This window comes from Wandonia sp. (assembly GCF_984588085.1).
On sequence record NZ_CFIGVI010000029.1, the window covers coordinates 1 to 13260 of the forward strand.

Below are 13260 nucleotides of genomic sequence, written 5' to 3' on the forward strand. Positions count from 1 at the left end.
GAAATTTAGCATTGTGAATGAATTCATTCTTTTGTGAAAAACTTTATTTAACGATATACTACGTTCCACCCCATATTTGTTTGACTTCCATAAAACAAATCACAAAACTGAAACCATCTCCCCTAATTCCCGGTATACGTCACCCTATGGCTGATTGTCTTATCATTGCTATGCACAACAAAAAGATAGGTGCCTTCTGAGAAAACGGAAAGATCAATTTCTAGTTTTTCTTTTCCTGAAATCGGGAAGGTTGCCAGTTTACGTCCTAGCAAGTCCAGAATATATAATTCCTGATAACTACCTCCGGGATTTACCACCGTCACTTTTTCATTCGTCGGGTTGGGATATACTAAAAGCGTCTCTATTTCTTCTTCTTTCACTCCTGAATGATCGTCAAAACAAAAAGTAACGACATCTTCACTACCAAATGTTCCCCCGGTAGCGATTACTCCTTCGCTACTTATCAAAGAATAAGATCCCGTTCCAAAATCACAACAAATTCCATCGCTATACGCATCCGTGATGCGAAATGTATAGCATCCCGCCGGGAGACATAAGTTATACTGGAAAGATGTATTGGCATCCGAATATCCGGACTGGTTTTCCCATACCTGTCCCTGATTATCTGTAATGGTCCAGGCTGTTTCCTCCGGATAATCATCTGTTGCCAACTCTACCAGTAACGCATTCTCTCCTCTTATAACTGTCACTGTTTTCGCTATCGAATCAGTTCCAAACTGATTCTGAACCACCAATGAAGCTATATATTCACCCGAAACAGCATATTGAACGGAAGGGGATTGTGCCGTACTTGTTGCAGGGACTCCTCCCGGGAAATACCATTGCCAGGAAGGTGAAGCGTATAGCGAAGCATCATAAAAGACAATCGGGTCTGACACACAGTACCCTTCTGGTAAATACGAAAAATCTGCAATGGGTTCCAACTCAGGAACACTAAACAGATCTGACTCCCAAACCCCTCTTCCAAAAGTAGCTGCACGAATTTTTCCAGTCGGATAATGAATTTCCAACTCGCTTACAATTACATTAGGCAAAGCATCATCAAAAGGAGCCCAGTTACCTAGTGTACTGTCAATGTAATAAATCCCTACATCCATTCCCACGTACACACCTCCATTGGTTTCCCGTTGCAAAATAAGTGTGTTCGCAGGCAGGTTAGGCAGGTTTCCGGAAATGTTCTGCCAGGACACTCCCCCGTTATCCGAAACAAATACTTTATTTCCCTGACTATATCCGGATGTCGTCAGATAGACAACATCGCTATCCAATGGGTGAATCTGAATATCTGTAATTGCCAAATCCGGCAGATTAGACATCACATCCGTCCAGGTAGTTCCTCCGTCCGTTGTTTTATACAAATGCCCCGGAAGAGCTGCATAGATAACATTATGATCCTGTTCCGCCACCGCAATTTCACGAATAGTCTCTCCTGAATTAAAATCAGAAATCTGTGTAAAACTACTGCCGTTATCCTGACTTAACCAGACATTTTCGTAGCCCATGATCACTTTATTGACAGGGAGAACAACAAACGGTGTTACCCACCTTCCCTCTTCACCATTACCTGTCATAACCAGTTCCCAGGTCATTCCTCCGTCTAAACTTCGGTTCAGGTATCCGTACTGCTGGGTACAAAATAAAATCTGCGGGTTTGTAGGGTTTACAGCTGCTTCCATTCCATCTCCTCCCATTACATGCGTCCAGGTCTGATCTACACCTAACTTGGATCCATTATCCTGTGTCCCTCCTATAACCAGTCCCGCATCAAGAGGTGAATTTCCAAATCGGTAAAACTGCGATATTTGCATTCCGGAGGAAAGGTCTTCCCAGCTGGCTCCCTGATCTCCTGAGTAAAAAATTCCTCCATCACTCCCGCAAAATATTCCGGCGCCATCGTACGAAAGAAAATGTATGTCTGCGTGTGTATATCCATACACTCCCGGCCAGATCCAATGCGTATTGATTTGAAAACTACTTCCCCCATTTGTTGATTTCCAAATATTAATACCTCCTACAAATACGTTATCAGCATTATCCGGGTCAACTGCTATTGCCATATCGTACCAGCTCTGACCTCCGGATTCAAGACCCTGTTCATCATACGTAAACAGATTAGGAGAATTTGTACGAAGGGAAAAACTTGCTCCGGCATTTTCTGAACGGTACAACCCCAGAAATGACGCGTCAGATTCTTTTCCGCAAAGTACATAAACATAATCCGGCTGATCAGGACTCACAGCAATTTCCATTCGATTCACCGCTGATGCCTGCGGTAACTGAACAGCAGAAGAAGGAGCAAAAGTTTCTCCTCCGTTTTCAGAAATATATAACCTGTTAGAAGATGCATATACACGGTTTGCATTTCCCGGCTGAAACTCAATATCTCTGAACGAGCCTGTTGTCACCAAATACCAGTTATCTCCACCATCAACGGTCTTAAAAACACCAACATTTGTAGCTACCAAAATTGTTAACGGATCCGTAGGATGCATGATCATTCTCCGGCAAACAATATAATCCATTACCGTATGAACCAATCCTGTAACCGACCAGGTAGCTCCTCCATCTGTCGATTTCAAAACCCCGATACTATATGTATCCGCTCCATCTCCGTCTCCTGTCGCAACATACACCTCATCCGGATTATACGGATTGATAACAATTCCTGATATTCCAATGGCACTAAAATCATCTGTCAGAGGAACCCAACTACCACCTCCATTTGTAGTTTTCCAAAGTCCTCCGCTTGGAGTACCAACATAAATCACCTGATTATTTCCGGGATGCACTGCTACCGTATTTACTCTTCCCAAACCAGGATTATAGGATGTAGAACTCCAATCAAATGGTCCCATTGGCTGCCAGGTAGCTGACCTTGACTTCACCACCTGCTGTTCTGATGTAACAAAGTTGTTTCTCTCAAAATAGGCTGCATGAACAGGAATTCGATCTCCCGTAGGATAAACCCGTTGTTCCATGAAGTATTCCCATCTTTTGAATTGTTTCCATCCCTTTCCTTTTACATACTCGCTTCCACTCCATTCTTCTTCGAACGACTGACGAACTTCATAAAAATTCGTATTTCCATCCAACATTTCAGACACCCATTGTTGCGAAAACCCTGTCAAAACCATACAAGTAAATACCAGGAATAGTGTAAACTTCTTTTTCATGGAGTCAATCTTACAAAAAAAATCCTCTCCGGTCAAACCGAAGAGGATCTCTTTTCAAAAAATTAGACTAGTCTACTTGAGTGATTTTAGTTTTTCTTCAAGAATTGTGATTTTGCTTTGCGCATCCGCTTCTTTCTTTCTTTCATTCATCACAACCTGCTCGGGCGCTCCACTTACAAATTTTTCATTGCTTAGTTTTTTCTGAACACTTGTTAAAAAGCCTTTGGTATACTGCAACTCCTCTTCAATTTTTTTAATTTCTGCTTCCACATCAATATCCTCTCCGAAAGGAATAAAATATTCATTGGAATCAACTATAAACGAATATGAGTTGTCTACTTTTTCACTCACGTACTCATACGCTGCTATATTTCCCATTTTAGAAATAACCGGGTCAAATGACTTATCCAAAGTATTATTCACTTTTACTTTCAGATCGATCTTAACTTTATTGGCAATATTTTTCTGCTTACGGATATTACGCACGTTAGTAATCACCTCTTCCGCTTTCCCAAACTGCTTTAGGATCATTTCGTCAGATTTTTTTTGCTCCGGCCATTTCGCCAACATAATATCTTCACCTTCTTTTCTTTCACGAATCAGGTGCCAGATTTCTTCTGTTACAAATGGTGTAAACGGATGCATCAAACTCAACAATCGTTCAAAGAACTGAAGTGTCATCTCATACGTTTTGCTGTCAATCGGTTGTTCATATCCGGGCTTGATCATTTCCAGATACCACGAACAGAAATCATCCCAAACCAATTTATAGGTTGTCATCAAAGCATCCGAAATACGGAATTTGGTGAATGCGTCGTTAATCTCTGCTATTCCCTGATTCAATTTGGCATCAAACCATTCTATTGCTTTACGGGACGCTTCCGGTTGATCCATATCTTTCACTTCCCAGGATTTTACCAAACGGAAAGCGTTCCATACTTTATTGGCAAAGTTTCTTCCCTGCTCACATTGTGAACTATCAAACGGCAAGTCATTTCCAGCCGGAGAGGAAATCAAAATTCCAACGCGAACTCCATCTGCTCCATACTTTTCGATCAGTTTTATCGGATCCGGAGAATTCCCAAGCGACTTGGACATTTTACGTCCCAATTTATCTCTTACAATTCCGGTATAGTATACATTTTTAAACGGGAGATCTCCCATGTATTCGTACCCGGCAATAATCATTCTTGCAACCCAAAAGAACATAATCTCCGGAGCTGTAACCAAATCATTTGTCGGATAGTAATACTTTATTTCCTCGTTACCGGGCTGTGTCAATCCATTGAAAACCGAAATAGGCCATAACCAGGAAGAGAACCAGGTATCCAAAACGTCTTCATCCTGTTTCAATTCGCCTTTCTCAAACGTTTTTCCAGATTTCTCACCAGCCAAAGCGATAGCTTCATCCTCTGTCTTGGCTACTACATATTCATCTGCCCCTGTACCATAATACCAGGCAGGAATACGATGCCCCCACCATAACTGTCTGGAAATACACCAATCTTTGATATTCTCCATCCAGTGGCGGTATGTATTCTTCATTTTTTCCGGATAGAAATTAATCTTTCCGTTCATTACATTCTCTAAAGCCGGCTCTGAAAGTTCTTTCATACTCACAAACCACTGAAGAGAAAGCTTGGGTTCAATAACCGCATCCGTACGTTCTGAAAAACCAACCTTGTTGATATGATCTTCTGTTTTTACAAGATACCCTTTATCGTATAGTTCTTTTTCAATCAGTTTACGTACTTCAAAACGATCTTTCCCTTCATAATGAAGACCGTACGCATTAAGCGTTCCATTATCGTTCAGAATATCAATCGTTTCAAGATTGTGCTTCTTTCCAAGATCATAATCATTTTCATCGTGCGCAGGTGTAACCTTCAGGCATCCTGTTCCGAAATCCATCTCTACATATTCATCCAGAATAATTGGAATCGTTCGGTTAGCAACAGGAACTACTACTTGTTTTCCATGCAAATGTTTGAATCGCTCATCATTTGGATTGATACAAATTGCCGTATCTCCCAAAATTGTCTCCGGACGCGTAGTAGCTATCGTCAACCAGCTATCTTCTGATCCTGCAATTTTGTAGCGAACATAAAATAACTTTGAGTTGACTTCCTTATAAATCACCTCTTCGTCAGAAAGTGCGGTCAAGGCCTCAGGATCCCAATTTACCATTCGGATTCCACGATAAATCTTCCCTTTTTTATACAAGTCTACAAATACATCAAGTACAGACTCAGAATACTCAGGGTCCATGGTAAAGTGCGTTCTCTCCCAGTCACAGGAAGCTCCCAGTTTTTTTAACTGATCCAAAATAATACCACCATGTTTTTCTTTCCATTCCCAGGCGTGTTTCAAAAATTCATCCCTTGACAGATCTGACTTCTTAATTCCTTCCGCCCGCAGTTTATTCACCACTTTAGCTTCAGTAGCAATGGATGCATGATCCGTACCGGGAATCCAACATGCATTTTTTCCTTCCATACGGGCTTTACGTACTAATACGTCCTGAATCGTATTGTTCAGCATGTGCCCCATGTGCAAGACTCCGGTCACGTTTGGCGGAGGAATGACGACTGTATAAGACTCTCTTTCATCCGGCTCCGAATGAAAATATCCTTTGTTCATCCAGTGGCTGTACCACTTTTCCTCTGCTTTACCTGATTCGTACGTCTTTGGAATTTCCATTTTAAAAAATTTAGGATGCAAAGTTAATAAGAATGTTGAACCGATAAAACACTTTTCTGTCGTCCCGTAGTTCTGTCATTACTATTTACAAATCAATTACTTTCATTTTTATTTATTGTTTACAGCCCTCTAAATGCAACGAAAGAAGTATGTTTATCGTCTGAATTGAGTGAGAGTTATCTACTCTCTGATTTGATTAAAAACTATTACTGTAAACACTATGAGAATCAATCATTCTGCTTTTAAAGCACATATATTGCCGACGCTTTCTGTTTGTTCATTTCTTTTTTTGGGGTTTGCACCTCTTTCCGCGCAACAAAAAGCTAAAGAAGGAATGCAATCAAAGGAATACAATTTTTCTTCTTTTGAAAAGCGCATTGAGAATCATAATCCATTATGGAAAGTATTGAATTCAGAAACCTATTATTCACATCCTGAATTCGGAAAACTCCCGTATAACACACCCTGCGAAGAATGTGTAGAAATTTATGAAAAAAGAACTTCTGAAAGCCGGTACTTTGTTAGCACAAAGGATACCAGTGTTTTTTATATCCAACAGGCAATGGGCCAATTACACCAGAAAAACGGAACATTCTGGCAAACCATTGATCATCGTATTGCAGATGTCGGAAACGGTCAGTACATTGCCTCTTTACAAACAGATCCCGTAGGCTTTGATTCTCATTCCGAACACAGTTTTATTCAAACTCCATCCGGAAAAATCACATTTAACAACTGGTCTTTATACGGAGTAGTAGACGGAAACGAAACATTACTGGCTACAGCAGATTGGAGTAATTACACCGTCGGATCAGATGGTATTCGTGTACATTCCGTATTCCCGGGAATTGACGCTGAAATGGCCGTAATGAGAGGAGCTGTCAAAACTAATTTCATCATAAAGGAGCATGTTTTTAACAACTATGATAAACTGATTTTCTCGGACGAGTTCTCAGGAGGAAACGGGAACCTTGAGTTTGAATCTTTCCCCGGGCAGAGTTTTGCAAACGATCGCGTATTGTATAAAAGCAATTCGACCTCTATTCTGGAAATCGGAAAGCCTATTCTCTACCCAAGAAATGCAGCAAAATCTGAGTTGATTGAAGTACCTTACGAGCTAAATGGCAACCATCTGCGAATTGCTGTTAGTGACGCATGGATTGAAGAAAAACTGGCACAATATGGAGAATTGATCATTGATCCGCTTGTTTCCAGTTCCAATAGTCTTGCACAAGCATCCATTACAGGATCAATGTATAATTCCAGTTGCGGATTCACGAATTCCTGTGATTACAACCTCACTGTTCCTACTCCGGCTAATGCACAATTAACGGATGTTTTATGGACTTTCTCTTATACTGCAGCAGGTCTCTGCTGGATGGAAGACGGTGCTGTCCGATTTGCAACAGGATCTTGTGTAAGTCCAAGTCAGGCAGGATACTACTGGTTCTGTAACAGTATAGGAACCGGAACTTGTGACGGTGTAAACATATCTATCTTTTCAGACCTTCAGAGTTGCCTGCCTGCTCCATCCTGTACACCGCAAAACGCAAACTTTACAATGCAGTTTTTCCGTACCTGTTATGGAGCTACAGGTTGTAACAGCAGCTGTATTGGCGCTGCCACTCCATGGACGATCACTATAGAGGGAGAAACTATTGACTACCAATCACCTACCAATCCGATAACACTATCTAACAATACAGTCTGTGAAGGAGGTTCTCTAACCGCTTCGACTACAGCTCAGTATGGAGTCCCTCCATACACATACGAGTGGAGTATGGATCCGTCCGGAACTCCCTCAGTAGGAACCGGAGCTTCGACTTCAATCAACTTCACCGGATCCGGATCACAAACTGTTTACTCCATTGTAACCGACGCCTGTGGAAACCAGGTATCGAATTCTGCCGCAGTCGTGGTAAACCCAAGTGAAGATGCCGATTTTCAATACACTCCATCCACTATTTGTCTATCATCACCCAATCCAGTCCCTGTCATAACAAATGGTTCCTCTGTTTCTGGCACATTCACCGGAGCAGGAGTTACTTTTGCAGACCCTGCGACAGGAGAAATTGACATGGCCGCTACAGGAGCAGGCACCTATTCCATATCCTTTACAACTAACGGCCCCTGCCCCGGAACACATTCGCAATCCATTACGATAACCAATGCACCGGATGCTACATTTTCGTATTCGGGACCATTCTGTGCCGGAGGAACCAATCCTGTTCCTCAACTTGCACCAGGTGCTTCCAACGGTCAATACACTGCATCTTCCACAGATCTTTCAATTAATGTGACTACCGGAGAAATTGATTTACAAAACTCATTACCCGGAACTTATACTGTAACTAACGATATTGCTGCTTCTGGCGCCTGTCCGGCAGCAAATCATTCGAGTTCGGTTACCATTCTTCCTGCTCCTACCGCAACACTATCCGGAGGAGGAACAGCTTGTCAGGGAGATCCCCTACCCGATCTTACCATCAATTTAACGGGAACCGGTCCCTGGGACATCCAACTAACTGACGGAAGTAGTACCCAAAACATAACTATCAATTCATCCCCTTATACATACTCGCCTTCCGGAGTAGGCACTTTTGAAATACTTTCCGTTGATGACCAGAACTGTAGCGGGACTTCATCAGGAATTATATCTGTTGCTGTCAGCCCAGCCCCTGATGTCAACCCTGTTTCAGACATTACCGTTTGTGCAAATGGTCTTGTAGATGTGCCCGATTTTGGCGGATCGCTACCCGGAACAACATTCAGCTGGACGAATACAAATGCAGCAATAGGGTTGGGAACTTCAGGGAATGGAAACATTGCTGATTTTACCGGAACAAACACCGGTAACACACCTATTTCAGGGCAAATTGAAGTTACACCGGATGTAAACGGTTGTCTGGGAACTCCGGAAACATTCCTTATAACGATCAATCCGGCACCTGCTCCTTCCGTAACAGGCACAACCAGCTATTGTTTGGGAGATAATGTAACAGATTTGACAGCTACTGCTTCAGCCGGAGGTCAGTTGGACTGGTACGACGACCCTTCTCTGACGACAAGTATTGCTACCGGTACTACTTTTACCCCATCTTCTGCAGTAGGAGTACATACGTATTATATTACTGAACAGTTCGGAGGATGTACTTCCAGCCCTGTTCAAATTACCGTAACTGTAAATAATTTACCTGTTGTTGATGCCGGAAATGACCAAATGTATTGTGAAGGAAGTGATATTATACTTTCAGGGTCGGGTGCTGTCTCTTATTCCTGGGACAATGGTGTTCAGGATGGACAGGCATTTGTACAACCACCCGGAAGTGTTACGTATACAGTGACCGGGACAGATGCTAACGGTTGCTCTAATACCGATCAGGTAACGATTGTTGTCGATACCAATCCAGAAGCAGCTTTCACAGCTTCCCCTTCAGAAGGTATCGCTCCCCTAGTTGTTACTTTTGAAAATACTTCTTCTGGAGGTACGGATTATAACTGGGATTTCGGAAACGGAGAAACCAGTAATTCATCTGATGCAAGTCTGACTTCTGAATATACTGATGCCGGAACTTATACAGTTACGCTGATTGTCACCAATACGAACGGATGTAGTGATGTTTATAATTCTTCCATCGAAGTAGCTCTTTTTGCACCGTTGTCGTACGTGATTCCGAATGTATTTACTCCGAATGGTGACGGAATCAATGATACCTATCACTTCAATCTTCAAAATGCAGCTTCTTTTGATGCTACCATTATGAACCGTTGGGGAAATATTGTCGGCCGAATAACAGATGTAAATCCGCAGGACGGATGGACCGGTAAAGATCAATCATCAGGGCAACTCTGTGCAGAAGGTGTTTATTTCTGTCAATATGTTATCATTGATATGGATGGACAAGAGATAAAAGGAAATACGTATCTCCACCTGGTGTACAAAAAATAAAATAGAATCTAAATAACATATAATACGAAGGGCTTCAGACGAGGCCCTTCTTTATTTGGTATATTTTGTAAATTTGATAAAAAAACACCATGAAAAGCCTTTTCATCATTCTTACCGTATTCTTGTTTTCAAGGGTTTCAGCACAAGAATACAGAGTACAGGTTCTTCCTGAGAACTCCAAACTTTGGGGATATGCAAATGAAAAAGGAGAACTTCTTATCACTCCTCAATTTAAAAAATGTTTTGAATTCTCTGAAAATGGAACTGCTCCTGTATTCGATCCAAAAACAAGAGAACATACCTTTATCCGAAAAGACGGAACTTCGATTACACCGGAACGAAGTGGTTTTATACTGATGAACCTATTCGGATTTGGCCTAAAAGGTTATTCGGATGGTCTGGCAGCAGTTTCCTATTCTAAAAAATGGGGATTTATTGACGAACAAGGTAAAATCGTTATTGAACCTCAATATGATAAAGTAACCCGTTTTATGGATGGTTACGCCGTAGCTAGCTTAGGGACAGACCATTTCATTCTCACTAAGTCCGGAGATACAACGCGTATCAATTCTGTACAGGCAACTACTATCAAAGCTTTTTCAGAAGGATTAGCCGCCTTTCGATTAGAGGATGGAAAGGTTGGATTTCTTAATGTAAAAGGTAAGGTACAGATCACACCTTCATTCAAATCAGCAGGAGACTTTTCTGCAGGACTTGCCTGGGCAAAAACAGAAGAAGGAAAAGTAGGATTTATTAATAAAAAGGGCGAATGGGTGATTCAACCTTTATTTGACGCAGCTCGTGAATTTAGTGTAGAGAGTAAATTAGCCCGTGTTAAACAAGGAGCTATCTGGTCCTACGTAAAACCTGACGGGAAACTGATAACACCTGAAAACGCAAAGTCTTGTGGCGATTTCTCAAACGGACTTGCGTATGTAAAAACGACTGAGGGGTTGGTCGGTTTCATTAATGAAAAAGGAGAATGGGCTATCCCTGCTCAATTTGAAAACACACATGAATTTAACTGCGAATACGCTTCGGTAAAAAGCAATGGAAAGTGGGGAATTATTGATAAAAAAGGGAATTGGATATGCCCTCCCCAATTTTCAAACATGAAAAAAGTAATTCGAGTACCGTAGATCACCAAAAATGCGGCTGATTATCAGTCGTATTTACTTTTTCAATCGGAGTAATTTTTCGCGGATTTGTTCTAATCGATTGATAACGGGATCAACCGAAGGTGTTTCTTGTTCCAAAGGATCTATTCCACTTGATTTTTTCATCGCCTTCTTTGCCCCTTCTAATGTGAACCCTTTTTCCTTTACAAGAATGTAGATTTTTTCAATAGCAGCAATGTCTTTCGGAGTAAATTGACGATTTCCTTTGGTGTTTTTTTTCGGTTTCAGAACAGTAAATTCTTTTTCCCAAAAACGAATCAATGAAGTATTTACATCAAACATTTCGGCTACCTCGCCGATAGAATAATATAATTTGTTAAGTTTTTCATAATTAATCCGCATCATACCGAAAAACACTTGTTATGAACGAAAATAGTCATAAATTCGGTGCGGAAATTAAAAAAATGAAGCTAATTGTCGTTTTAAGTTTTTGTTTTCAGCTTTTCTCCAGGATACTTTTTGCAGGAAATGACACGCTCATGGTGGCAAAAGATAGTATTACCTCCGACGAGTCTGCCCTTATGGCGCGATGGTGCACAACGGATTCGATCATTGATTATGCCTATTCATTTCAGGGGACTCCTTATCGTTACTCAGGCAGTTCTCCTTCCGGATTCGATTGTAGTGGTTTTATTAATTATATTCATAGAAAATTCGGAATTGATCTGGCAAGATCTTCAAGAGAAATAGCCCGGTCAGGAGAAAAAATCCCCCTACATGATATTGAACCCGGAGACCTTGTTTTCTTTACCGGAAGACGGATTTCTGTAAAAACCGTCGGGCATGTAGGACTGGTAATCGAGAAAACTTCCGGAGGCTTTAAAATGATCCACGCCTCCGTAAGTGGTGGCGTCCGCATCGATGAATACCAGACGCCTTATTATAAGCAACGTTTCCTTCTGGCCAAACGACTTGCTTACCCGTCAATTGATTAAACGGTACAATCCGTTGATTCTTCCTCTCGTCAACTTTCAATATTTTTACATACATTTGGGTTCTATTGTTAAAATCATGAAAAAACTAAAACATTCATTTCTAGCTTTGTCCGGTATAGCTACATTACTTTTGGCGACAGGGTGTAAATCTGAATTTGATGTCACTACAGACTACCAGGTAACTCCTATCATTTTTGGTCTTCTGGATCAAAGTGAAGAATACCACTATATCCGCATTAATAAAACATTCCTGGGACAAGGAAATGCCTATGATTTTGCCAAAGTAGCTGATTCCAGCTATTTTGACCAGGTTGATGCAAAAGTTATTGAAGTAGGAACAGGACGTGAATGGCAACTTCGTGATACAATTCTGGAGAACAAGAATGAAAACGGAGCTTTTTATGCGCCTCAACACAAATTGTATTATTTCTGGACAAAAAATACACATGCAGATCCAAATAACCCATCATATACAAATCCAGACGACCCATTAAATCCAGATGCTGTGTATCGTCTGGAAGCCAATATTAACAATGGAGAGCATATTGTTAAGGGGCAAACCAAATTGGTAAGTAACGTAACTCTTCAAACTCCCATTAAACAGACATCATTTGCCTTACGCGGTACACAACCCGGAGACTATAAAGGAATTCCAATCGTTTGGTCAACAGGCTCCGGAAGTGGAGGAAGAAACTCGCGCTACAATGTTAAGTTTATTTTTCATTGGGATGAATACACCGGAGGTATTCCAACTTCCAAATCGTTTACCTGGAATCTTTCTGAGTTAAGCGGAGAGAATTATACGGGAGGAACAATTAGTGTTTCAGTTCCCGGAGAGCAATTCTTCCAAATGGTGCGCGACCGTATTCCGATTGACCCTTCTGTAGAACGTCGTTTGCATACGAAAGTAGAAATCATTCTTACTGCAGGAGCAGAGGACTTAACCAATTATATGTTGGCCGCACAGCCTTCGTCATCGTTAGCACAAAGCAAACCAACTTATACCAATCTGGAAGGAGCGATAGGTTTATTCTCAGCTCGTTATACACACCGATTTGAGAAACTATTTGTTGACCCGGTTTTTAACAATTACCGTACGCTGGATCAGAATTCAATGCGTGAATTGTGTGAAGGTCCGTACACCTATGAACTGGATTTCTGTTCGAATCATCCCATTGATAATAATCCGCTGAATCCGATGTCATTCCGATGTCAGTAAGCTGAATACTATATTACTTATGAAGCCTGCTCTTGTTAAGAGCAGGCTTTTTTTATAAAAATCAATCTTTTCTTCACGTTTCCTT

At 41.2% G+C, this 13260-nt stretch carries 7 protein-coding genes; 4 read left to right on the forward strand and 3 right to left on the reverse strand.

Translation table 11 applies throughout. The features are described 5' to 3' along the window. Window positions 1–122 precede the first annotated feature (122 nt). Window positions 123–3194 (reverse strand): VPS10 domain-containing protein, encoded by a 3072-nt coding sequence (locus AC4PL9_RS10890; protein WP_491604782.1) that lies wholly within the window; start codon window positions 3192–3194, stop codon window positions 123–125. A 72-nt stretch (window positions 3195–3266) separates the two neighbouring features. Beyond that, a complete protein-coding gene (locus AC4PL9_RS10895) occupies window positions 3267–5894 on the reverse strand; it encodes a valine--tRNA ligase (RefSeq protein ID WP_491604783.1) in 2628 nt (875 codons plus the stop codon). Window positions 5895–6114: 220 nt separating this feature from the next. On the opposite strand from AC4PL9_RS10895, the gene AC4PL9_RS10900 reads away from it, so the two are divergent. Together AC4PL9_RS10900 and AC4PL9_RS10905 are read left to right on the forward strand one after the other, a co-directional pair. After that, the gene (locus AC4PL9_RS10900) at window positions 6115–9843 is read left to right on the forward strand and encodes an Ig-like domain-containing protein (RefSeq protein ID WP_491604784.1); all 3729 of its coding nucleotides are present in this window, start codon (window positions 6115–6117) and stop codon (window positions 9841–9843) included. A gap of 89 nt (window positions 9844–9932) precedes the next feature. Continuing rightward, entirely contained in the window at window positions 9933–10982 is a 1050-nt protein-coding gene (locus AC4PL9_RS10905; RefSeq protein WP_491604785.1) for a WG repeat-containing protein, read from the forward strand. Window positions 10983–11015: 33 nt separating this feature from the next. Here the strand turns inward: AC4PL9_RS10905 and AC4PL9_RS10910 are convergent, their stop codons facing one another. Then, window positions 11016–11357: a MerR family transcriptional regulator gene (locus AC4PL9_RS10910; protein ID WP_491604812.1), complete on the reverse strand. Its 342-nt coding sequence runs from the start codon at window positions 11355–11357 to the stop codon at window positions 11016–11018. Window positions 11358–11383: 26 nt separating this feature from the next. Between AC4PL9_RS10910 and AC4PL9_RS10915 the strand changes: the two genes are divergently transcribed. Together AC4PL9_RS10915 and AC4PL9_RS10920 are read left to right on the forward strand one after the other, a co-directional pair. After that, window positions 11384–11956: a C40 family peptidase gene (locus tag AC4PL9_RS10915; RefSeq protein ID WP_491604786.1), complete on the forward strand. Its 573-nt coding sequence runs from the start codon at window positions 11384–11386 to the stop codon at window positions 11954–11956. 76 nt (window positions 11957–12032) lie between these two features. Further along, entirely contained in the window at window positions 12033–13175 is a 1143-nt protein-coding gene (locus AC4PL9_RS10920; RefSeq protein ID WP_491604787.1) for a hypothetical protein, read from the forward strand. Window positions 13176–13260: the final 85 nt, after the last annotated feature.

Excerpts from the sequence above, each read along its gene's own strand:
- AC4PL9_RS10915 (WP_491604786.1), top strand. The coding sequence starts at position 11,384 with ATGAACGAAAATAGTCATAAATTCGGTGCGGAAATTAAAAAAATGAAG.
- AC4PL9_RS10895 (WP_491604783.1), bottom strand. The coding sequence starts at position 5,894 with ATGGAAATTCCAAAGACGTACGAATCAGGTAAAGCAGAGGAAAAGTGG.
- AC4PL9_RS10920 (WP_491604787.1), top strand. The coding sequence starts at position 12,033 with ATGAAAAAACTAAAACATTCATTTCTAGCTTTGTCCGGTATAGCTACA.
- AC4PL9_RS10890 (WP_491604782.1), bottom strand. The coding sequence starts at position 3,194 with ATGAAAAAGAAGTTTACACTATTCCTGGTATTTACTTGTATGGTTTTG.
- AC4PL9_RS10905 (WP_491604785.1), top strand. The coding sequence starts at position 9,933 with ATGAAAAGCCTTTTCATCATTCTTACCGTATTCTTGTTTTCAAGGGTT.
- AC4PL9_RS10900 (WP_491604784.1), top strand. The coding sequence starts at position 6,115 with ATGAGAATCAATCATTCTGCTTTTAAAGCACATATATTGCCGACGCTT.